The 20,740-nt window shown below is 72.3% G+C and carries 18 protein-coding genes; 10 read left to right on the forward strand and 8 right to left on the reverse strand.

Going from position 1 to position 20,740, the window contains the following annotated elements:
• The first annotated feature begins 3 nt into the window (after window positions 1-3).
• The 4 genes from ACFQ8C_RS05130 to ACFQ8C_RS05145 all read left to right on the forward strand — a co-directional run bounded on the left by ACFQ8C_RS05130 (window position 4) and on the right by ACFQ8C_RS05145 (window position 5,182).
• Window positions 4-1,590: an NADH-quinone oxidoreductase subunit M gene (locus tag ACFQ8C_RS05130; RefSeq protein WP_383452392.1), complete on the forward strand. Its 1,587-nt coding sequence runs from the start codon at window positions 4-6 to the stop codon at window positions 1,588-1,590.
• The gene (gene nuoN / locus ACFQ8C_RS05135; protein WP_383452394.1) at window positions 1,587-3,236 is read left to right on the forward strand and encodes an NADH-quinone oxidoreductase subunit NuoN; all 1,650 of its coding nucleotides are present in this window, start codon (window positions 1,587-1,589) and stop codon (window positions 3,234-3,236) included. The genes ACFQ8C_RS05130 and nuoN overlap by 4 nt, the downstream gene beginning before the upstream one ends.
• 161 nt (window positions 3,237-3,397) lie before the next feature.
• Window positions 3,398-4,306, forward strand: coding sequence for a helix-turn-helix domain-containing protein (locus ACFQ8C_RS05140; protein ID WP_383452396.1), 909 nt, complete (start codon window positions 3,398-3,400; stop codon window positions 4,304-4,306).
• A gap of 51 nt (window positions 4,307-4,357) precedes the next feature.
• Window positions 4,358-5,182: a carbohydrate-binding protein gene (locus ACFQ8C_RS05145; protein ID WP_383452398.1), complete on the forward strand. Its 825-nt coding sequence runs from the start codon at window positions 4,358-4,360 to the stop codon at window positions 5,180-5,182.
• Here ACFQ8C_RS05145 and fahA read toward each other — a convergent pair.
• Window positions 5,179-6,405 carry a fumarylacetoacetase gene (gene fahA / locus ACFQ8C_RS05150; RefSeq protein WP_383452400.1) on the reverse strand — a complete coding sequence of 409 codons (1,227 nt, stop codon included), beginning with the start codon at window positions 6,403-6,405 and terminating at the stop codon, window positions 5,179-5,181. The genes ACFQ8C_RS05145 and fahA overlap by 4 nt on opposite strands.
• A 301-nt stretch (window positions 6,406-6,706) precedes the next feature.
• Between fahA and ACFQ8C_RS05155 the strand changes: the two genes are divergently transcribed.
• Window positions 6,707-8,032 carry a hypothetical protein gene (locus ACFQ8C_RS05155; protein ID WP_383452402.1) on the forward strand — a complete coding sequence of 442 codons (1,326 nt, stop codon included), beginning with the start codon at window positions 6,707-6,709 and terminating at the stop codon, window positions 8,030-8,032.
• 31 nt (window positions 8,033-8,063) lie between these two features.
• Here ACFQ8C_RS05155 and ACFQ8C_RS05160 read toward each other — a convergent pair whose 3' ends face one another.
• The gene (locus ACFQ8C_RS05160) at window positions 8,064-10,070 is read right to left on the reverse strand and encodes a CocE/NonD family hydrolase (protein WP_383452404.1); all 2,007 of its coding nucleotides are present in this window, start codon (window positions 10,068-10,070) and stop codon (window positions 8,064-8,066) included.
• A 9-nt stretch (window positions 10,071-10,079) separates the two neighbouring features.
• On the reverse strand, window positions 10,080-11,573 hold the full coding sequence (locus tag ACFQ8C_RS05165) for a peptide MFS transporter (RefSeq protein WP_383452406.1): 1,494 nt from the start codon (window positions 11,571-11,573) through the stop codon (window positions 10,080-10,082).
• 208 nt (window positions 11,574-11,781) lie between these two features.
• On the opposite strand from ACFQ8C_RS05165, the gene ACFQ8C_RS05170 reads away from it, so the two are divergent.
• Window positions 11,782-12,792, forward strand: coding sequence for a polyprenyl synthetase family protein (locus tag ACFQ8C_RS05170; RefSeq protein WP_383452408.1), 1,011 nt, complete (start codon window positions 11,782-11,784; stop codon window positions 12,790-12,792).
• 145 nt (window positions 12,793-12,937) lie between these two features.
• Window positions 12,938-14,113, forward strand: coding sequence for an outer membrane lipoprotein carrier protein LolA (locus tag ACFQ8C_RS05175; protein ID WP_383452410.1), 1,176 nt, complete (start codon window positions 12,938-12,940; stop codon window positions 14,111-14,113).
• A 69-nt stretch (window positions 14,114-14,182) separates the two neighbouring features.
• Here ACFQ8C_RS05175 and ACFQ8C_RS05180 read toward each other — a convergent pair whose 3' ends face one another.
• The 3 genes from ACFQ8C_RS05180 to ACFQ8C_RS05190 form a co-directional block, all read right to left on the reverse strand.
• Window positions 14,183-15,484: a M28 family metallopeptidase gene (locus ACFQ8C_RS05180; RefSeq protein WP_383452412.1), complete on the reverse strand. Its 1,302-nt coding sequence runs from the start codon at window positions 15,482-15,484 to the stop codon at window positions 14,183-14,185.
• Window positions 15,485-15,799: 315 nt separating this feature from the next.
• Entirely contained in the window at window positions 15,800-16,765 is a 966-nt protein-coding gene (locus ACFQ8C_RS05185; RefSeq protein ID WP_383452414.1) for a HEAT repeat domain-containing protein, read from the reverse strand.
• Between the two features lie 212 nt (window positions 16,766-16,977).
• Window positions 16,978-17,397: an ATP-binding protein gene (locus tag ACFQ8C_RS05190; protein ID WP_383452416.1), complete on the reverse strand. Its 420-nt coding sequence runs from the start codon at window positions 17,395-17,397 to the stop codon at window positions 16,978-16,980.
• A 143-nt stretch (window positions 17,398-17,540) separates the two neighbouring features.
• On the opposite strand from ACFQ8C_RS05190, the gene ACFQ8C_RS05195 reads away from it, so the two are divergent.
• The 3 genes from ACFQ8C_RS05195 to ACFQ8C_RS05205 are packed head-to-tail and all read left to right on the forward strand — an operon-like array spanning window position 17,541 to window position 19,183.
• A complete protein-coding gene (locus tag ACFQ8C_RS05195) occupies window positions 17,541-18,407 on the forward strand; it encodes a helix-turn-helix transcriptional regulator (protein WP_383452418.1) in 867 nt (288 codons plus the stop codon).
• Window positions 18,407-18,598 carry a DUF397 domain-containing protein gene (locus tag ACFQ8C_RS05200; protein ID WP_383452502.1) on the forward strand — a complete coding sequence of 64 codons (192 nt, stop codon included), beginning with the start codon at window positions 18,407-18,409 and terminating at the stop codon, window positions 18,596-18,598. Before ACFQ8C_RS05195 ends, ACFQ8C_RS05200 begins: the two co-directional genes overlap by 1 nt.
• Before the next feature lie 60 nt (window positions 18,599-18,658).
• Window positions 18,659-19,183, forward strand: a complete 525-nt coding sequence (locus ACFQ8C_RS05205) for an AAA family ATPase (RefSeq protein ID WP_383452420.1) — start codon at window positions 18,659-18,661, stop codon at window positions 19,181-19,183.
• 147 nt (window positions 19,184-19,330) lie between these two features.
• On the opposite strand, the gene ACFQ8C_RS05210 is transcribed toward ACFQ8C_RS05205, so the two are convergent.
• A complete protein-coding gene (locus tag ACFQ8C_RS05210; protein WP_383452422.1) occupies window positions 19,331-20,152 on the reverse strand; it encodes a MerR family transcriptional regulator in 822 nt (273 codons plus the stop codon).
• Entirely contained in the window at window positions 20,145-20,699 is a 555-nt protein-coding gene (locus tag ACFQ8C_RS05215) for a VOC family protein (RefSeq protein ID WP_383452424.1), read from the reverse strand. Before ACFQ8C_RS05215 ends, ACFQ8C_RS05210 begins: the two co-directional genes overlap by 8 nt.
• Window positions 20,700-20,740: the final 41 nt, after the last annotated feature.

Here is a 20,740-nt window from a genome sequence, read left to right on the forward strand (position 1 = left end):
CCGATGTCCTTCCCGCTCCTTACGGCGACGGCAGCGGTGCCGGCGGTCGGTGCGATCCTCACCGCCGCCGTGCCCGCCGCCCGCCGCACCGCCGCCAAGTGGCTGGCGCTGCTCGTCTCGCTGGCCACGCTGGTGCTGGCGGCGGTCGTCTTCGCCCGCTTCGAACCGGGCGGCGACCGCTACCAGCTCGTCGAGTCCCGCTCCTGGATCAGGGACTTCGGGGTCCGGTACGAGCTCGGCGTCGACGGGATCGGGGTGGCGCTGATCGCGCTGACCGCCCTGCTGATCCCGTTCGTCATCCTGGCCGGCTGGCACGACGCCGACCCCCTGGAGACGCGGTCCACGCGGTGGCGTCCGACCCAGGGCTTCTTCGCCCTGATCCTCATGGTCGAGGCGATGGTGATCCTCTCCTTCGAGGCCACCGACGTCTTCCTCTTCTACATCCTCTTCGAAGCCATGCTCATCCCGATGTACTTCCTCATCGGCGGCTTCGGCGACCGCGCCCACAGCGGCACCGACGAGAACGCGGCGGCCCAGCGCTCGTACGCGGCGGTGAAGTTCCTGCTCTACAACCTGGTCGGCGGGCTCATCATGCTGGCCGCGGTCATCGGGCTCTACGTGGTCGCGGGGAACTTCTCGCTCACGGAGATCGCCGAGGCGCGGGCGAACGGCTCGCTGGAGATGGCGACCAACACCGAGCGGCTGCTCTTCCTCGGCTTCTTCTTCGCCTTCGCGGTGAAGGCGCCGCTCTGGCCGCTGCACACCTGGCTGCCGAACGCGATGGGGGAGGCGACCGCCCCGGTCGCCGTCCTCATCACCGCGGTGGTCGACAAGGTGGGCACCTTCGCGATGCTCCGCTTCTGCCTCGGGCTGTTCCCGGAGGCGTCGAAGTGGGCCACGCCCGTGATCATCGTCCTCGCCCTGATCAGCATCGTGTACGGGGCGCTGGTCGCGGTCGGCCAGCGGGACATCAAGCGGCTGGTCGCCTACGCGTCGATCTCCCACTTCGGCTTCATCATCCTGGGCATCTTCGCGATGACCAGCCAGGGCCAGTCGGGCGCCACGCTCTACATGGTCAACCACGGCATCTCCACCGCCGCCCTGATGCTGGTCGCCGGCTTCCTGATCTCCCGGCGCGGCTCGCGGCTCATCGCCGACTACGGCGGTGTGCAGAAGGTCGCCCCGGTCCTCGCCGGCACCTTCCTGATCGGTGGCCTCGCGACCCTGTCGCTGCCCGGACTCGCGCCGTTCGTCAGCGAGTTCCTGGTCCTGGTCGGCACCTTCGCCCGCTACCCGGTGGCCGGGATCGTCGCCACCACCGGCATCGTCCTCGCGGCGCTCTACGTCCTCGTCCTCTACCAGCGGACGATGACGGGCCCGGTGAAGGAGGAGGTGCGGTCGATGCCGGACCTGCGGCCGCGCGAGCTCGCCGTCGTCGCCCCGCTCATCGCCGTCCTGCTCTTCCTCGGCGTCTTCCCGAAGCCGCTGACGGACGTGGTGAACCCGGCCGTCCGGCACACGATGTCGGACGTCCAGCGGACCGACCCCCAGCCCGAAGTTCCCGTCCAGAACGTGGAGGCGGCCAAGTGAACGCCCTCGCTGTCCACAGCCTGTGGACGACGGCCGCCGAGCCGCTGAACAAGATCCCGGCACCGAAGATCGAGTACACCCAGCTCGCCCCGGTCCTGATCGTGGTCGGCGCGGCGGTCCTCGGCGTCCTCGTCGAGGCCTTCGTGCCCCGCAAGGGCCGCTACCTCAGCCAGGTCTTCCTGACCGTCCTGGCCCTCGCCGCCGCGTTCGCCGCCGTCGTCGGCCTCGCGGCCGGCGGGTACGGCACCACGAAGGCCCGCATCGCGGCCATGGGCGCCATCGCCGTCGACGGCCCCGCGCTCTTCCTCCAGGGCACGATCCTGCTCGCCTCGATCGTCGCGGTCTTCACCTTCGCCGAGCGCAGGCTCGACCCGGCCGACCACGGCCACAAGGTCGACTCCTTCGCCGCCGAGGCGGCCGCCGTCCCCGGCGGCGACCACGAGAAGGCCGCCGTCAAGGCGGGCTTCACCACCACCGAGGTCTTCCCGCTCGCGCTCTTCGCGATCGCCGGCATGCTGGTCTTCCCGGCCGCCAACGACCTCCTGACCCTCTTCATCGCGCTGGAGGTCTTCTCCCTCCCGCTGTACCTGCTCTGCGCCCTCGCCCGCCGCAAGCGGCTGATGTCGCAGGAGGCGGCCGTCAAGTACTTCCTGCTCGGCGCCTTCTCCTCGGCCTTCCTGCTCTTCGGGATCGCCCTGCTCTACGGCTACGCGGGCTCCGTCTCGTACGCCACGATCGCGGACGTCGTCGACGGCTCGATCACCTCGGTCGACCCGGCGCTCGCCGACACGATGGGCAACGACGTCCTCCTCCTGATCGGCTTCGCCCTGCTCCTGACGGGCCTGCTCTTCAAGGTCGGCGCCGTCCCCTTCCACATGTGGACCCCGGACGTCTACCAGGGCGCCCCGACCCCGGTGACCGGCTTCATGGCGGCCGCCACCAAGGTCGCCGCCTTCGGCGCCCTGCTCCGCCTGCTGTACGTGGTCCTGCCGGGCCTCACCTGGGACTGGCGCCCGGTCATGTGGGGCGTCGCGATCGTCACGATGCTCGGCGGCGCGGTCGTGGCGATCACCCAGACCGACATCAAGCGCCTCCTGGCCTACTCGTCGATCGCCCACGCGGGCTTCCTGCTCGCGGGCGTCATCGCCGCCACCCCCAGCGGCATCTCGTCGGTCCTCTTCTACCTGGGCGCCTACTCCTTCGTGACGATCGGCGCGTTCGCCGTCGTCACGCTGGTGCGCGACGCGGGCGGCGAGGCCACCCACCTCTCCAAGTGGGCCGGCCTGGGCCGTCGTTCGCCGCTGGTCGCGGCCGTCTTCGCGGTCTTCCTCCTGGCCTTCGCCGGCATCCCGCTGACCTCCGGTTTCTCCGGCAAGTTCGCGGTCTTCAAGGCGGCGGCGGAGGGCGGCGCGGGCGCGCTGGTGGTGGTCGGCGTCCTCGCCTCGGCGGTGGCGGCCTTCTTCTACATCCGGGTGATCGTGCTGATGTTCTTCAGCGAGCCGAAGGCGGACGGCCCCACGGTCGCCGTGCCCTCGGCCCTGACCACCCTCGCCATCGCGGCGGGTGTGGTCGTCACCCTGGTCCTGGGCCTCGCGCCGCAGTACTTCCTGGACCTGGCGAGTCAGGCGAGCGTCTTCGTCCGCTGACGCGTTCGCCCGCTGAGAGGAAGGGCCCGGCTCGGGGGCGAGCCGGGCCCTTCCGCGTGCCCGCGCCCCCGGGGCCGGCCCGCCGGGCCTCCTGACAGGGCGCGGGCGGCGTGGCATCGTGGACGGGCCTAATGGTCTGTACCAGTCGTGGAGGGTGTTCCATGCGTGGCAGCACGGTCTTACCCGGGGAGCCCTGCGCCGCGCCCCGGGAGGGGGAGCCGCCGGTGCACCGGCTGGAGTTGCGGCTGCCCGAGCAGGTGCCTTTCGCCGCCGGGGGATTCGACGCCATGGGGCCCATGTCCCGGGCCGACTACCCGCACCGGCACACCTTCTACGAGATCGTGCACGTCGTGGAGGGAAGCGGCGTGCACGTCATCGACACCGAGCGGTACGACCTGCGGCCGCCGCAGCTGGGCGTGATCCTCCCCGGCCAGGTGCACCGGTGGGAGGGGGTGCGGGGGCTGGAGGGGTCGCTGGTGCTGTTCACGCCCGAGTTCCTCGTCGACGGGCCGGACGACCTCGGCCTGCTGCGGCGGCTGGGGGAGCGGCCCTGGGCGGATCTCGACGGGGCCGCGCACGAGCGGACCTCGCGGCTGATGGCGGAGCTGGCCGAGGAGTACCGGGGCGGGGACGACGGGTTCGCGGGAGTGCTGCGGTCGTTGCTCCACGTGCTGCTCGTGCGGGCCGCCCGGGTGCCCGGGGAACGGGTCGGCGCGCCGGTGCGGGGGGTCGCCGGGGAGTTCCTGCGGCTCGCCGGGCCCGCCGCCGCGGAAGGGCTGTCCGTACGGGAGTGCGCCGGGCGGCTCGGGGTGTCCGCCGGGTACCTGAACGAGGCCGTGCGGGGGGCCACGGGGCGGACCCCCGCCGCGCTGCTGCGGGAGGCGCGGGTGCGGGAGGCCCAGCGGCTGCTGGTGGCCACCTCGCTGTCCGTGCGGCAGGTGGGGGCACGGGTGGGGTTCGGGGACCCGGCGTACTTCTGCCGGTTCTTCCGGCGGGAGGTCGGACGGAGTCCGGGGGACTTCCGAAAACACCATGACCACCCTGCTCCGTCCATCGAAGCGGGGGAGTGAGGAGACCTAGGTTCGTTGCCGATCCCAGACCCCACCTGAGGAGCCAGGCACATGGACAACGAGAGCAACACCGGTACCGGGCGCGTCACGCGCAAGGCCGTGCTGCGGGCGGCGCTCGCGGCCGGGATGGCCGCACCCGCCGTGCTCATGGGCGTCCCCGCGCTCGCCCGCACCCTGACCGGGAACGAGGCGGCGCTCGACCTCACGCCGGAGTGCGACGACGGCGACGACCTGACCCTGCCGCAGATGGAGGGCCCCTACTTCAAGCCCAACTCCCCGCTGCGCAGCAGCCTGCCGGACGGCGCCGGAACCCGGCTGACCGTCAGCGGGTACGTGTTCGGGCGGGCCTGTCGGCCCGTGTCCGGGGTCCTGCTGGACTTCTGGCAGGCCGACAACAACGGGGCCTACGACAACACCGGGTTCAAGTTCCGGGGGCACCAGTTCACGGGCGCCGACGGGTCGTTCAAGCTCACCACGATCGTCCCCGGGCTCTATCCGGGGCGCACCCGGCACCTCCACGTGAAGGTGCAGGCACCGGGCCGGCCGATCCTCACGACCCAGCTGTACTTCCCGAACGAGCCCCGGAACAACACCGACACGATCTTCGACCCGCGGCTGCTGATGACCGTCCGGGACGGCTCCGGGGGCCGCGAGGCGGCCTTCGACTTCGTCATCGACGTGCCGCAGAACCCCGGGCCGACGCCGACCCCCACGCCCACCACCGCCCCGCCCGGCGGCACCTGGGCCGCCGGACGGGCGTACGTCGCCGGGGACCGGGTCACGTACGGAGGGCTGGGGTACGTGTGCCTCCAGGCGCACACAGCCATGGCGGGCTGGGAGCCGCCGAACGTCCCCGCGCTCTGGCGGGTGGGCTAGGAAGCAGGGGCGATCCGGCCCCGGACCTCACCCAGGCCCACCTTGGTGCCGTCGGGGCCCGGGGCCCACGCCGTGAGGACGACCTCGTCGCCGTCCTCCAGGAACGTCCGCTTGCCGCCCGCCAGTTCGATCGCGTCGCGGCCGTTCCAGGTGAGTTCGAGGAGCGAACCGCGCTGGTTCACCTCGGGGCCGGAGACCGTGCCGGAGCCGTAGAGGTCGCCGGTGCGCAGGGACGCGCCGTTCACCGTCATGTGCGCGAGCTGCTGCGCGGCCGTCCAGTACATGGTGGAGAACGGCGGCTCGGCCACCACCTCGCCGTTGATCTCGACGGTGATCCGCACGTCGTAGCCGCCGGGCTCCTCCTCCGCCGCGTCGTCCAGGTACGGCAGGAGGGGGAAGTCCCGGGCCGGCGGCGCGGTGCGGGCCGCGTCCAGGGCCTCCAGGGGCGTCACCCACGCCGAGACCGAGGTCTGGAAGGACTTGCCGAGGAACGGGCCCAGCGGCACGTACTCCCACGCCTGCACGTCCCGCGCCGACCAGTCGTTCAGCAGCGTCAGGCCGAAGACGTGGTCCCGGAAGGAGGCGAGCGGCACCGGGGTGCCCATCCGCGACGGGGTGCCGACGAGGAAGCCGACCTCCGCCTCGATGTCCAGCTTCACCGACGGGCCGAAGACCGGCGCCGCGTCGGCGGGCGTCTTCCGCTGGCCCGAGGGGCGCACCACGTCCGTGCCGGAGACGACGACCGTGCCCGCGCGCCCGTGGTAACCGATCGGCAGGTGCTTCCAGTTGGGCGTCAGCGGCTCGCCGTCCGGGCGGAAGATGTGGCCCACGTTGGTGGCGTGGTGCTCGCTCGCGTAGAAGTCCACGTAGTCCGCGACCTCGTACGGCAGGTGCAGCGTCACCGCGTCCAGCGGGTGGAGCAGCGGCTCGACGTCGGGGCGGTGGGCCGGGACCGTCACCCAGGCCGTCAGCGCGCGGCGGACGTCCCGCCAGGCGGTCCGGCCGGCGGCGAGCAGCGGGCCGAGGCCCGGCTGCGCGAGGAGGGAGGCGTAAGGGGACCCCAGCGCGTGCGCCGCGGCCCCCGCGTCCAGCACGTACCCGCCGATCCGGACGCCGAGCCGGCGCCGGTCCGGCTCGTCGCCGGTGGAGAAGACGCCGTACGGGAGGTTGTGCGGGCCGAAGGGGTCGCCCTCGGCCAGGTCGAGCGGGCTGTGCTCGGACATCGGTACGTGCCTCGCTTTCGCATGATGGGTGAGGGACACGTTACGGGGCGGGCCGCCGGGCGCGGATGACATGGATCACAGAGAAACCCGCCGGGAAGAGAGCAACTGTCCGGGTGCGGACGGTTTGTGCCCCGGGAGGTGCCCGCACCGTCTCCGAACTGGGGAAACGACCCCTGCCGCCGGGCCCTTCGCGGACCTACGATCACCGTGGTGTCGCCCCCGCGTGAGGAGTCCGCGGGCGCGCGCCCCCCTTCCTCTCTTTCCCTGACCAGGAAAAGGTCCGCACGTGAAGATTCGCCGCATGCTCGCGACCACCGTCGCCGCCGCCGTCACGACGCCGCTCGTGTTCCTCTCCGCCGGGCCCGCCTTCGCGGAGACCCCGAAGCCGACGGCGTCGAAGGGGGCCACCGCCCAGGAGGACGGCCAGGACGACCTGGACGGCCCCGACTTCGCGGAGTTCGAGCGGCTCGAAGCCGCGTACGCCGCCGCGGAGCGGAAGGTCGAGGACCTGAAGGCCGAGCTGAAGCAGCGCCTCAAGGACGTCGACGCGAACGCCGTCGACCCGGCCCTCAAGACCGAGCTCGAAGCGGCCAGGACGGCCGCCGCGACGGCCGCCGCGGCCAGGGCGACCGCCGACGAGGAGCTGACCGCCGCGAAGGAGGCCCTGGCCGCGGTCGAGGCCGACGCCGAGGCCACCCCCGAGGCGAAGACGGCCGCGGCCGAGGCCGTCACCGCCGCCGAGGCGAAGGCCGCGCAGGCCGCCGAGGCCGACACGGCCGCCGACACCCGGTACAAGGCCGCGGACAAGGCCTTCAAGGACGCCTCGGTGGCGCTGACCCAGGCCTACGACAAGACCGAGGAGGCCCTGGCGGCCGCCGAGAAGGAGCTCGCCGAGGCCGAGGCCGCGCTGGACGCGTTCTGGGACGACGAGGGCGACTTCATGGACTGCGAGGTGGACCGGTCCGTCCTCTCCACCCTCACCGGGCCCGAGAGCGTCACCATCGGTTCCAGCGCCGACTTCTCGCTCACCGTGAAGAACGCCTCGGGCCGTGACCTCGACGCGGTGCGCTCCGTCGTCTCCGCCATCCAGCTGCCCGAGTCCTGGGACGAGATCGACGAGGAGTACCCGAACCTCGACAAGTACTTCTCCGTCCGGTGGAAGGTCGCCACCGAGGAGAAGTGGAACGACCTGACCTCGCAGGACGAGCCCATCGAGCTGGGCCGGATCGCCAAGGGCGGCAAGGTCGACCTCACGCTGCGCGTGACGGTGGACGAGGCGGCCCCGGCGGGCGAGGGGATCGCCTCCGCCAACAGCGAGTACGACAACGAGGACGGCTCCTGCGGCATCAGCGAGCAGTTCGCGGAGACCGAGTTCGACATCGTCGAGCCGAAGGGCGAGGAGCCCACGCCGACCCCCACCCCGACCCCGACCCCGTCCGCCTCGACCGCCGCCCCGGCCCCGGTGCAGCGGCCGAACACGCCGGTCCAGCAGGGCGGTGTCAACGGCCAGCTCGCCGCGACCGGTGCCGGTGACCGGCTGCCGCAGCTCGCCGGCGCGGCCGGCGCGGCCGTCGTGCTCGGCGCGGGCGCGGTGTTCGTCGCCCGTCGCCGCAAGGCGCACGCCTGAGGATCGCCGTGATCCCCCGTACGGCCCGGGCTCAGCCCGCCGTGCGGGGGATCCGCTTTTCCCAGGTGCGGTGGAAGACGACCTCGCCGCCCTCCTTGCACACCACCTCGTCGGAGGTGCGGAAGGAGTCGGCGTCGCAGGTGATCTCCGAGCGGGTGTCGACGGTGACGTCCCAGGCGAGTTCCGGGCGGTGGAGCCGGATGTGCCATTCCGAGCGGGTGCGGGCGGAGAGCGGGTCGTCCTCGGCGATCGTGTACGTCTCGACGGCGTCCTCGGCGAACTCCAGGCCGTCCGGGTACACGCGCGTGCCGCCGTACTTCGGGTCGACCTGGAGGGTCCACTCGCCCTTGGCGACGTCCCGGAGGACCAGCCGTTCGGGGCGGGTCTCCGCGGGGGTCTCCAGGGCGTCGGGGGACGACACGCCGAGCGGAGGGGACTGTTCGGGTTCCTCGAAGGCGAGGGAGTCGTCCGTGTGGGCGCGGACCGGAAGGGTGAGGGAGGAGCCGGCGGGGTCGAGGGTGAAGCCGGCGGCGTCGGGCTGGGGCCAGATCCACGGCCAGTACGCGGAGGAGACGGCGAGCCGGACGCGGTGACCGGGCGGGAAGGTGTGCCCGATGCCGTTCAGCTCGAAGACGTAGCTCTCCCATTCGCCGACCTGCGCGTCGACGGCCCGGTCGCGGCCGTAGCGGGCGGAGAGGTTCAGGGCGCCGCGGGTGACGAGGGTGGAGGAGCCGTCGGGGGCGATGTCGCAGAGGCGGGCGACGATCTGGCCGGTGGGCGCGGGCGTCATGAGGTGGAGGCTGACGCCGGGGCGGCCGAGGATCTCGATCGGGGCGCCGTCCGGCGGGACGGGGAAGTCGAAGCAGGCCGAGTGGGCGTCCTCGTCGCGCTGGTCGGGGGGCAGGTCGGCGTCGTTGCCGAAGGGGAAGAAGCGGCCCGCGTCGATGCCGGTCTGCTGCGGGGAGTCGACGACGACGGGTTCGCCGCCGAAGGCGTACGTGACGCGGGTGACGTGCGGGGACGGCCAGGACGGGTCGGCGACCCAGCGTCCGGGCAGCTCCTCGTACACGGTGGCCGGCGGGTGGGACTCGCTGATCCAGGAGCGGAGCAGCGGTTCGGCCATGACGTCGTTCTCGGCCCCCTTGAGGTGGTGGTCCCACCAGCGGAGGGTCTCCTGGAGGAAGCCGATGGCGGGGCCGGGGGGCAGGCCGCGGTCGGGGTACTGGTGGGACCAGGGGCCGATGATGCCGCGGACCCGGTCCTGGGGGAGGTGTTCGACCAGTCGGAGGACGGTGTCGCGGTACGGGTCGTGCCAGCCGCCGACGGCGAGGACGGCGGCCCGGACGGCGGAGTAGTCCTCGCAGACGCTGCCGTGCTTCCAGTACTCGTCCCTGGTCTGGTGGGAGAGCCAGGTGTGGACGAAGGGTTCGACGGCCTCCAGGCGGCGCAGCCACAGGTCGCGCCACTCCTCGTCCGCGTACCGCGGGTCGGGCGGGCGGCAGACGAAGGCGAGCATGGTGGCGGCCCAGGCGTGCATGTCGACGCCGAGGACGGAGCCGCCCATGTAGTGGACGTCGTTGTCGTAGCGGTCGTCGGTGGAGCAGACGGTGACGATCGCCTTGAGCGGTTCGGGGGCGAGGGCGGCGATCTGGAGGCTGTTGAAGCCGCCCCAGGAGATGCCGAACATGCCGACCTTCCCGGTGCACCACTCCTGCTCGGCGAGCCAGTTCACGACGGCGACGCCGTCGGCGAGCTCGGTGGCGTCGTACTCGTCGCCGGGCAGGCCCTCGCTGTTGCCGTGGCCGCGGACGTCGACCCGTACGGAGGCGTAGCCGTGGCCCGCGTACCAGGGGTGGCGCTGCCAGTCGCGGGGCGCGGTCCAGTCGGTGAGCCGGTAGGGGAGGTACTCCAGGAGGGCGGGGACCGGTTCGTCGGTGACCGGCCGCCACACGCGCGCGTAGAGCCTGGTCCCGTCCGGCATCGGGATGCGGAGGTCCTCGTGGCGGGTCTCGTACGGGAAGTCGGTGCGGATCTTCATGGCGGTTCCCTATCGGACGGGGTGCATCGTGCGGCGCAGCCAGGGCGCCAGGGCCATGACGCCGAGGCCGACGGCGACGGCGATGGCGCCGTTGACGCCGAAGTACGCGGGCTTGGAGACGTCGTCGTAGAGCTTCACGGTCTGGGCCTGGATGCCGTTGGCGAGGGCGAGGGAGAGGAACCAGAGCGACATGGTCTGGCTGGCGAAGGCCTTGGGGGCGAGCTTGCTGGTGGCGGACATGCCGGAGGTCTCCAGGAGCACGTCGCCGAGGCCGAGCAGCAGGTAGGAGCCCACGATCCACCACGCGGCCATCTGGTACGTGTCGTCCGCGTGGCCCGAGGTCGGCAGGACCATCAGGAGGAAGGAGAGGCCGCCGAGGATCACGCCGAGGGCGATCTTGTTGGAGGCGTGCGGCTGGCGGGGGCCCATCCGGGCCCAGACGGCGGCCACCACGGGCGCCAGGGCGACCTCGAAGGCGCCGAGGGCGGAGGCGTACCAGCTGGCGGGGAAGTCGAAGCCGAGGATGGTGGTGCGCGCGTTGGTGGAGGCGAGCAGCATCATCGTGGAGTACGCCTGGAAGAGGATGAAGTTGAAGGCGACCGAGGCGAGGAAGAGCACGATGTACGGCTTGAGCCGGCCGCGCTCCTCGGCGGTGACCCGGGGGCTGGCGAACATCACCCAGAAGTAGGCGACCGGCGCGATCACCGAGATCAGGGTCAGCAGGTCGACGAAGCGGTCCATGGTGAGCCAGCCGGCCGCGGCGAGCGCGCCGGCCGCCGCGGCGAACGCGACGACGCCCGCGACGATGGAGAGGACCGCGCGGCGCATCGCGTCCGGCGCGAGCGGGAACTCGGCGGCGTGCTTCTTCCCGGCGAGGTGGCGGCGGCCGGCGATGTACTGGATCAGGCCGAAGGTCATGCCGATGGCGGCGGCCGAGAAGCCCCAGTGGTAGCCCTTGTGGTCGGCCAGCCAGCCGGTGATCAGCGGTCCGGCGAAGGCGCCGATGTTGATCGCCATGTAGTAGAGGGCGAAGCCGGCGTCACGGCGGTCGTCGTCGGTGCGGTAGAGCTTGCCGACCATGGTGGCGACGTTCGGCTTGAGCAGGCCGGTGCCGGCGCTGATCAGGCCGAGGCCGACCCAGGTCATGGCGGCGGTGGGCACCGCCATGGAGTAGTGGCCGCAGGCGATCAGGACTCCGCCCCACAGGACCGCCCGGTAGGAGCCGAGGATGCGGTCGGCGAGCCAGCCGCCGGCCACCGACACCAGGTAGACGAGGGTGCCGTAGGCGGCGGAGACGGAGGCGGCGGTGCCGGACGCCATGCCGAGGCCGCCGTCCGACACGCTCGCGGCGAAGTACAGGACGAGGATCGCCTGCATGCCGAGGAAGGAGAACCGCTCCCAGACCTCCAGGCCGGAGAGGGTCAGCAGTCCCCGCGGATGTCCGAGGAAGGCGTGGTCGTCCCCGGGGGGAGGCTGCTCGCCGTTCGGATCGGTATCGATCATTGTTCGGGACAAAACGCCTACTCCTGATCGTATGAGCTGATCACGAACATACCGGGGGTGACGGGAAGGCGCCCACGGTGATCGAAACGTGACCGGATACGCTGGCTTGAGTGAATGGACCGACACATCGACAATCCGATTCGTCGGGGTGCGGTCCAGAGCGTCAAGGGCAAGCGTCAGCAGACGTCAGCAGACAGGAGATCCCCTCGTGACCGTCGTCGGGCCGTTCGGTCTTAGCGTGCGGGACCAGGCTCTTGAGGCCGATGTCCAGACGGGGTTGGCGGCCGTCGAGGCCGGCCTCCTCGACGCCACCAAGAGCGATGTCCCCTTCATCACCGAGGCCGCCCAGCACCTGGTGCTCGCCGGCGGCAAGCGGTTCCGGCCGCTGCTGGTGATGCTCGCCGCCCAGTTCGGCGACCCCTACGCCCCCGGAGTGGTACCCGCGGCCGTCGTCGTGGAGCTCACCCATCTGGCCACGCTCTACCACGACGACGTCATGGACGAGGCGGCCGTCCGCCGGGGCGTGCCCAGCGCCAACAGCCGCTGGGGCAACTCGCTCGCCGTCCTCACGGGTGACTTCCTCTTCGCCCGCGCCTCGCACACCCTTGCGGACCTCGGGCCGGAGGCCGTACGGATCCAGGCCGAGGCGTTCGAGCGGCTGGTCACCGGACAGATCCTGGAGACCGCCGGGCCCGTCGACGGCCGCGACCCCGTCGACCACTACCTCGACGTCCTCGGCGGCAAGACCGGCTCCCTCGTCGCCGTCTCCTGCCGCTTCGGCGCCATGATGTCCGGCGCCGACGAGTCGGTCGTCGACATCCTCACCCAGTACGGCGAGCGGCTCGGCGTCGCCTTCCAGCTCGCCGACGACGTCCTCGACATCGCCTCCGAGGGCCACGAGTCCGGCAAGACCCCCGGCACCGACCTCCGCGAGGGCGTCCCCACCCTCCCGGTCCTCCGCCTGCGGGCCGCCGCGGCCGCCCACGGCCGCCCCGAGGACCTGGAGCTCGTCGCCCTGATCGACGGCGACCTCGCCGACGACGCCCGGCACGCCGAGGCGCTCCGCCTGCTCCGCGCCCACCCCGCCCTGGAGCAGGCCCGCCGGGACACCGTGCGGTACGCGGAGGAGGCCAGGGCCATGCTGGCGCCGCTGCGGGACGGCTACGCGAAGTCGGCCCTCATGGAGCTGTGCGACGCGGTGGTGCACCGGGCGGGCTGACCCTCCCGGGTCGCCCCTCCCTAGGGGACGTCATCCCGGAGGGGTACGCGAGGTTGATCCCCCGGGCTGACGATTCCGGGCCCCCGCCCTGGTGGGATGGAGACATCGAGAAGCAGTCCGCCAGGGCACGGAGGGATCACAGACCATGGCAGCACAGCGCAAGGCAAGCAGGTACGTCGTCCCCGTCGCGGTGGCCGGAGTCGCCGCCGCGACCATCGGACTCGTCCCGGCGCTCGCCGCGTCCGGCGACCCGGACCTGCCGGAGATCACCGCCCAGCAGCTCGTCGAGAAGATCGCCGCCTCGGACACCCAGACCCTGTCCGGCACCTTCAGGATCTCCACCGACCTGGGCCTGCCCGCCTTCGACGGCCTGCTGGGCGGGCTCGCCGGCTCCGGCGAGGGCGGCGAGGGCACCGCCGACCCGGCGGCGCAGCTCACCAAGCTGGTCTCCGGCACCCACACCCTGAAGATCGCCGCCGACGGCCCCGAGCGGCAGAAGCTGACGCTGCTCGACGGCAAGGAGCAGTACAGCCTCGTCCACGACGGCGACGAGGTGTGGGCGTACGACTCCCGCTCGAACCGGGTCTTCCACGAGAAGGGCGTCGAGGACGGCGGAGAGGCGCCCCGGAAGGAGATTCCGGCCGACCCCAAGGCGCTCGCCGACGAGGTCCTGAAGGCCGCCGGGGACACCACCTCGATCACGGTCGGCGGCACGGCGAAGGTGGCGGGCCGGGACGCGTACCGACTCGTCGTCGAGCCGAAGCAGCAGGGCTCGACGGTCGAGTCGATCACGATCGCGGTCGACGCGGCCACCGGCACCCCGCTGAAGTTCACCCTGGCCTCCACGAGCGGCGGCAAGCCGGTCGTCGACGCCGGCTTCACCAAGGTCGACTTCGGCAGGCCGGCGGCCTCGGAGTTCGACTTCACGGTCCCGAAGGGCGCGGAGGTCACCGAGGGCGACCAGGTCGAGAAGGACCACGGCAAGGCCCCGGAGGACCTGGAGAAGGCCTTCGGCGACTTCGGCCTCGGCGACCTCGGCGGCGCCGGCGCCGCCGGGAAGAACGGCCCCGAGGTCATCGGCGAGGGCTGGACGGCCATCGCCGCCTTCGACTCCGGCGCGCCGGCCCCGAAGACCGAGGAGGCGCCGAAGGAGGCCCAGGGCTTCCTGGACTCGCTCGGCGACGAGGTGAGCGGGAAGTTCGGCACCGGCACGGTCTTCAAGACCAAGATCGTCAACGCGCTGATGACGGACGACGGCAAGGTCTACGTCGGCGCGGTGACGCCGCAGGCGCTGGTGGACGCCGCGAACGCCGCCAAGTAGCGGCGGAGTTGGTGGCCCGGGTGGGTCGGGAGCGCGTTCACCGACCCACCCGGGTGGTCTGCGTGGGGCCTACGGGAACGTCAGCTTGAACCCGTTGATGTAGCCGGTGTCGGCGGACGCCGTGTCCTGCGCGCGCAGCTTCCACACGCCGTTGGCGACCTCGCTGGAGGCGTTCACGGTGAAGGTCTGCTGGATGTTGTCGGCGCTGCTGCCGGTCCGGTTGTGCAGGTTGTAGACCGTGCCGTCGGGGGCGACCAGGTCGACGACGAGGTCACCGCGCCAGGTGTGGACGATGTCCACGCCGACGGCGAGGGTGGCGGGCGCGTTCCCCGTGATGCCGGAGACGGTCACGGAGGAGGTCACCGCGGCGCCGTTGTCCGGGATGGAGACGTCGGCGGTGTTCTCGAAGACCGTGCCGGTGGGCGGGGTCGAGGAGCCGGACAGGGTCCAGATCGCGTGCGCGATGGCGTCGCTGTTGCGGTCCAGGGCCGTGTCGTTGATGTTCGACGTCGTGTCGCAGGAGGAGTGGTAGCAGCGGTCGAAGGCCGTGGCCGTACCGCCCCACTTGGAGACCTGGGCACTGGTCTTGACCCGGCTGGCACCGGTGAAGAGCCCGCCGACGGGGATGCCGACGTTCTTGAAGGACGCGTGGTCGGAGCGCCCGTCGCCCTCGGTCTCGATCTCGGTGGGGACCCCGATGCCGGCGAAGTAGTTCTTGAAGGTCGTCTCGATCGTCGGGTCGTCGTCGTAGACGAAGTAGCCCGGGTTCGGCGAGCCGATCATGTCGAAGTTGAGGTAGCCGGAGAGCTTCGCGCGCTCGGTCGTGGCCAGGTTGTTCACGTAGTGCTTCGACCCGACGAGGCCCAGCTCCTCCGCGCCCCACCAGCCGAAGCGCAGGTGCTTGGAGGGCTGGTAGCCGGAGCGGGCGACGGCGAGCGCGGTCTCCAGGATCGCGGCGGAGCCGGAGCCGTTGTCGTTGATGCCGGCGCCCGAGCTGACCGAGTCGAGGTGCGAGCCGGCCATCAGGACCTGGTTCGGGTCGCCGCCCGGCCAGTCGGCTATCAGGTTGTAGCCGGTGGTGCCGTTGTACGTGAACTGCTGGATGGCCGTGGTGTATCCGGCCGCGTCCAGCTTCGCCTTCACGAAGTCGATGGACGCCTTGTAGCCGGTCCGGCCGTGCGCGCGGTTGCCGCCGTTGGCGGTGGCTATGGACTGGAGGTCGGTCAGGTGCTGCTTGACGTTGGCGACCGGGATGTCCGGCGCGGCCGTGGCGCCGTCGGGCGCGGCGTTGGCCGGCGCGGCCCCGGCGAGGGCGCCGAGGATCAGGGCCGAGGAACCGGCCAGGGCTGACAGTCTCGCGGAGAGCTTCATGTGGGGGCTCCGGATTCCGAACGGGGATGGGACGGAACGTACGAGCGCCTCGCGCCGTGGGTGACGCGAGGCGTTGGAGCTGTGCGGGCGCCGCGGTGCACCGCGGGGGGTGATGGGGATCCCTGCGGTGGGTGTGCGCGTGCTGAATGCTCAGTGACGTGACGATGTCCCGTCAAGACCTGAATCCGGTCAAGGGAGTTCGCTCAGCGGACACCCCTTCCGGCGGGCCCCGGCCGGAGAGGGCGGAGCGGGGCGCTCCGGTGGGCTGTTCCGGTGGGCCGTCCCGGTGGGCCTCAGGGCCGGGCGCGGCCCCGCTCACTCCTCCGTGAGCAGGGCGACGGTCGCCCGTACGGAGGCGGAGGGGTCGTGCGCGAGCAGCGCCAGCACGGCCTCCGCCTCGGGCGTCCCGCACGCGACGAGACCGTCGACGGCGGCGTCGCGGACGGCGGGGGAGGGGTCCTGGCCGAGGGCCGCGAGGAGGGCGGCGGAGGCCTCGGTACGCCGGTAGGCGATCGCCTCGGCGACGGTCTGCCGCACCTCGGTCACGGAGTCCCGCGCCAGCTCCCGCAGCAGTCCGTCCGCCCCGGGCGTCGACCAGCCGGCCACCGCCCGGGCGAGCTCCCGCCGGACCCCCGCGTCCGGGTGGACCGCCAGTGGCGCGAGCCGCTCCACCGGCCCGCGCCGGCGCAGCCCGTACCACCGGAGGGTGTCGAGCAGCCCGGCCGTGTCCGACCGCCCCTCGGCCCGCTCCAGCCGTGCGAGCAGCACGCGGGAGGCGGGCGCGGGCCCGTCCACCGGGTGCGGGCGCCGCTCGCGCAGCCGCCGCGAGCCGTACGTGCCGGGCTGCACGCACCCCGTGCAGACGCAGGGCGCGACGCCGTGCGCCCCGGGGAAGTACCGCCATCCGGCGACCTGTCGCACCGCCCGCACCTGCCGCACCTCGCCGCGCGCGACCGCCCGGGGCAGGAACACCTCCCACCCGAGCGCTCCGTCCCCCAACTCCCGTATCCGCCGCACCGCTTCGGCCGCCGTGACCTCGTCCTGGCTCCGCCCGTACCGCCCCACGGCCACCGGCTCCCCGTCCGGCAGCCGCACGTGGACGGCGACCATCCCGCGCGGCCCCTGCCGCCGGGCCAGCTCCCGCAGCCACTGGTGGGTCAGCGCGTACGAGGCCAGCACGGGGAAGAGATGGACCCCGCGCCGTTCTCCCCGCGCCTTGATCCCGCTCCGCCGGATGTTCGCCGCGCAGGCGGCGGGTGTCAGGTGCACGAAGGTCGCCATGCGGCGATGCTAGGCGGCGGCCGAGGCCTGGCAGACCCCGCACCGGCCCTGTTCCGGGGCGCGGAAGGCACGGTCGCGGTCGCCGCGGTCCTGGAACGGGCCCGGGGCGGCGGAGGGCCCGGCGGGTCTCCCGTACGGCGCCGGGTTCAGCCCCCGGCCGGTCGTACGGGACCGCCACCGCGTCGCGGACACCCGCGACGCGGTGAGGGCCCTCACGGCAGCGGGAGTTCGGCCCAGACCGTCTTCTGCGGAGCCGGCCCCGGCCGCACGCCCCAGCCGCGGGACAGCGCCTCGACGAGGAGCAGTCCGCGCCCGCTCCCGGCGGCGGGGGAGCGACCCGGAAGCAGCGGTACGCGGTCACCGCGCGTGTCCGTGACCTCGATCCGGAGCGCCGCCCCCGTGGCGATCGTCCGGAGCCGGAAATCCCGCCCCGGAACGTGTCCGTGCGTCACGGCGTTGTTCGCCAGCTCGGCGACGACCTGCTCCGCCGCCTCGATCGAACCCTCCAGCCCCCAGTGACGCAGCTGCTCGACGGTGAGCAGCCGCGCCAGCCGGGCGCCACGGGGGGTCGAGGAGAGCTGGAGGGTGAAGTGGCGTGCACTTGCCATGAGTTGGCCGGTTTCCGGGTTCATGGGATTCAGCGTGGCGACCTCTGCCTACGCTGCGTAGGGGAAACGCCCTTACGTACGGTTACTGTCCTGCCGCTGTCCCGTCTTGTCTCGACTGTCTCGGGCCGCGCTTCGGGTAGAGGGCCGCCACGAGGAGGTGGGCACGCATGAGCGTGGACGAGGTGGATGGTGTCGTCGTCGAGGACGCGGGCTGGGAGGTGGACCCCGGCGACGAGCCCGGAAAGGCCGTCCTGGCCACGGTGGGGCGCCAGCTCAAGACCTGGCGCGAGGCGAAGGGCCTCAGCGCGGCGGAGCTGGGCGAGCGGACGGGCTACGGCGAGGACATGATCCGGAAGCTGGAGCGGGGGGACCGGATCCCGAGGCCCGAGTTCCTGGACAAGGCGGACGATGTCCTGGGCGCGGGCGGTCTCGTCACGGAGATGAAGAAGGACATCGCGGAGGTCCGGTATCCGAAGCCGATCCGGGATCTGGCGAAGCTGGAGGGGCGGGCGGTCGAGTTCTGCATGTACTCGAACTTCAACGTCCACGGTCTTTTGCAGACCGACGAGTTCTCGCGAGCAATCATGCAGACCTGGCGCCCCGCGTTCAGGGCGGATCAGCTGGAGAGGTACTTGGCGGCGCGAGTGGCACGCCGGTCGGTGCTGGAAAAGGATCCGGCTCCGGAGTTCAGCTTCGTCCAGGAAGAGGTGTCGCTACGGCGACCCATCGGGGGGAAGATGGTGCTACGTCGTCAACTTGAGCATCTGCTGGAGGTGGGCGAGTTGCCCCACGTCGAGATCCAGGTGATGCCGACCGAGCGCGCGGATCATCCTGGGAACGGAGGGCGCATCGCGCTCCTGAAGTTCGCGGACGGCACGGCGGTGGGGCGAATGGACGGCGACTTCAACGGCCGCCCCGTCTCTGACCTCAAGCGACTCCGGATCCTGGACTTGCGCTATGGCATCATCCGGTCCCAGGCCCTCACTCCGGCGGAGTCGCGGGACTTCATCGAACAACTGCTGGGAGAGACATGATGGGCACGTCCGAGCTGGATTGGACCAAGAGCAGCTACAGCGACAGCGGTAACGGAGCATCAGACTGCGTCGAGATCGCCTCCACCCCCGGCACCGTCCACGTCCGTGACTCCAAGGACGCCACCGGCCCCCGCCTCGCCTTCACCTCCGCGGCGTGGGCCGGGTTCGTGGCGTACGGCTCCCGCGCGTAGCGGTCCGAAGGCGCGGAAAACCGGTGGGCGTCCCTTCGGGTGCCCTGGCACGCTCCGGGCATGGCTACGTTGTTCCTGATGGTCGGCCTGCCCGGGGCCGGCAAGACGACGCGCGCCCGGCGGCTGTCCGAGGAACACGGCGCGCTGCGTCTGACGCCGGACGAGTGGATGATCCCTCTGTTCGGCCTGCCGGACGTGGACGGGAAGCGGGACGTGCTGGAAGGACGCATGCTCTGGCTCGCCCTGGAGGCACTGAGGCTCGGCACCGACGTGGTGGTGGACTACGGCTGCTGGTCCCGGGACGAGAGATCGGCGGTCCGCTGGCTGGCGGAGGCGGAGGACGCCTCCTTCCGCATGGAGTACCTGCCGGTCGACGAGGAGATCCAGCGCGCCCGGATCCGCCATCGCCAGGCGACGGCCCCGGAGGAGACGTTCCCGCTGACCGAGGCGGACATCCGGCAGGGGCGCGCGCACTTCGAGGAACCCGACGAGGCGGAGCTTTCCGGCCGTGCGCCCGCCGGTCCGCCGCCCGGGTGGGCGACCTGGCGGGAGTGGGCCGCCGACCGGTGGCCGTCGTTCGCGTGACGGCTCGCTGTCACGGCACCGGCCCGCGCGAACGGTTCGAGCGCGGACGCCCTCGACGCCCGGACGGGGAAGGACCGCGAGGTCGACGGGTACGCCGGGGCGGCCCGCGGCAGGGTCGTCCCCCGGCGACCGGCTGACCACCGTCGCCTACCGCCAGGCTGCCGTGTCGGGGTCGATGCCGTGGGCGCGGGCGCTCGCGTCGACGACGGTGCGGAACCAGACCGCCAGACCCTCGCGGAGGGCGTCGTAGTGCGCGGTGAAGCCGGGGTCCGACGCGTACGTGCGGGCGAGGCAGACCTGCATCTCCCGGGTGAGGGGGAAGTACGCGGCGAAGACGGCGCGGTGGTGTTCGACGAGCTCGTTCGCCTCCGGGCTGCCCGGGGCGAGGCCCGCGTCCATCGCGGACGCGAGCTCGCGGTCGAGGGCGGCGCTGGCGTCGGTGACGGCCTGCCACTCCTCGGGGGTGCGGGAGGCCGAGCGTTCGGCGTACTGGCGCCATTGGGCGGTGTCCCCGTACTGCGCGCGCGCCTTCGCCGGGCCCTCCGGGTCCCAGTCGGGGCCGAAGATCGCGGCCTGCTGGTCGACGGTCAGCAGCAGACCGCGCTCGTGGGCCTCGATCATCCGGTCGAGGCCGGCGCCGAGCCGCCGGAGGCGCTCGACGCGCTCGGCGACCTGGGCGCGCTGGGCGCGCAGCGCGGCGGGGACGTCGGTGTCCGCGTCGTCCAGGACGGCCCCGATCCGGTCGAGACCGAGGCCGAGCTCGCGGTAGACGACGACGCGGTGCAGGCGTGCGAGATCGGCGGCGGTGTAGAGCCGGTATCCGGCGGCCGTGCGCAGCGAGGGCCGGGCGAGGCCGATCTCGTCCCAGTGGTGCAGCGCGCGGACGGTGACGCCGAGGCGGGCCGAGACCTGGCCGACGGTGAGGCCGTCGGCGTCGGCGGCACCGGCGGTTCCGTGGGTGTCAGGCATGCTCCTCATTCTTGCCGGGGCCGGGGCCGGGACGGGTGGTCGGCGCGGTGATGCCGATCGCGGCGAGGTTCCGCGCCTCCTGGGTGTCCGGGTCGTAGGGCTTCGCGGCGGTGAGGACGATCCTGGCCTTCTCCGGGGTGACGACCTCGACGTCGCGGGTGTTCCAGGGGGTGTCCCGGGGGCTGTCGGCCGAGACCGAACCGGGGAGGGCGGCGCGGCAGGAGGCGACGAGCCCGTCGATCTGGCCGAGCACGCAGGAGAAGCTCACGCTCATCGCGGGTGCCCGCTCGGGGGCGGAGTCCGCCGCGACGAGGAGGACGTCCTGGAAGGCCCAGCGGCGCAGGTGCACCAGGGTGCCGGGGATGGCGAACAGTTCGAAGAAGCCGAGGCCACGGGTCCAGAAGTCCACGGAGGCGGCCAGGTCGGTGGTGGGGATCGAGACGAAGGCGGGCATGCCGTAGATGCCGTGGAACGGCTCCGGCGGCACGGCGTCGGGGCCGGGGGCGGGGACGGGGCTGACCTCGAAGGCGTCGTAGTGGTCGCTCATGACCGCCAGCTTTCGGCCTCACGTCGCGTGAGGGTCAAGTC

The sequence above is a fragment of the Streptomyces sp. NPDC056503 genome (assembly GCF_042794995.1).
GTDB lineage: Bacteria > Actinomycetota > Actinomycetes > Streptomycetales > Streptomycetaceae > Streptomyces.

Coding starts and splice junctions, on each gene's coding strand:
- ACFQ8C_RS05185 (WP_383452414.1), bottom strand. CDS start 16,765: ATGGCGACCTTCGTGCACCTGACACCCGCCGCCTGCGCGGCGAACATC.
- fahA (WP_383452400.1), bottom strand. CDS start 6,405: ATGTCCGAGCACAGCCCGCTCGACCTGGCCGAGGGCGACCCCTTCGGC.
- ACFQ8C_RS05210 (WP_383452422.1), bottom strand. CDS start 20,152: ATGCCTGACACCCACGGAACCGCCGGTGCCGCCGACGCCGACGGCCTC.
- ACFQ8C_RS05165 (WP_383452406.1), bottom strand. CDS start 11,573: ATGATCGATACCGATCCGAACGGCGAGCAGCCTCCCCCCGGGGACGAC.
- ACFQ8C_RS05175 (WP_383452410.1), top strand. CDS start 12,938: ATGGCAGCACAGCGCAAGGCAAGCAGGTACGTCGTCCCCGTCGCGGTG.
- ACFQ8C_RS05180 (WP_383452412.1), bottom strand. CDS start 15,484: ATGAAGCTCTCCGCGAGACTGTCAGCCCTGGCCGGTTCCTCGGCCCTG.
- ACFQ8C_RS05140 (WP_383452396.1), top strand. CDS start 3,398: ATGCGTGGCAGCACGGTCTTACCCGGGGAGCCCTGCGCCGCGCCCCGG.
- ACFQ8C_RS05145 (WP_383452398.1), top strand. CDS start 4,358: ATGGACAACGAGAGCAACACCGGTACCGGGCGCGTCACGCGCAAGGCC.
- ACFQ8C_RS05205 (WP_383452420.1), top strand. CDS start 18,659: ATGGCTACGTTGTTCCTGATGGTCGGCCTGCCCGGGGCCGGCAAGACG.
- ACFQ8C_RS05195 (WP_383452418.1), top strand. CDS start 17,541: ATGAGCGTGGACGAGGTGGATGGTGTCGTCGTCGAGGACGCGGGCTGG.
- ACFQ8C_RS05155 (WP_383452402.1), top strand. CDS start 6,707: ATGCTCGCGACCACCGTCGCCGCCGCCGTCACGACGCCGCTCGTGTTC.
- ACFQ8C_RS05200 (WP_383452502.1), top strand. CDS start 18,407: ATGGGCACGTCCGAGCTGGATTGGACCAAGAGCAGCTACAGCGACAGC.
- ACFQ8C_RS05130 (WP_383452392.1), top strand. CDS start 4: ATGTCCTTCCCGCTCCTTACGGCGACGGCAGCGGTGCCGGCGGTCGGT.
- ACFQ8C_RS05190 (WP_383452416.1), bottom strand. CDS start 17,397: ATGAACCCGGAAACCGGCCAACTCATGGCAAGTGCACGCCACTTCACC.
- ACFQ8C_RS05215 (WP_383452424.1), bottom strand. CDS start 20,699: ATGAGCGACCACTACGACGCCTTCGAGGTCAGCCCCGTCCCCGCCCCC.
- ACFQ8C_RS05160 (WP_383452404.1), bottom strand. CDS start 10,070: ATGAAGATCCGCACCGACTTCCCGTACGAGACCCGCCACGAGGACCTC.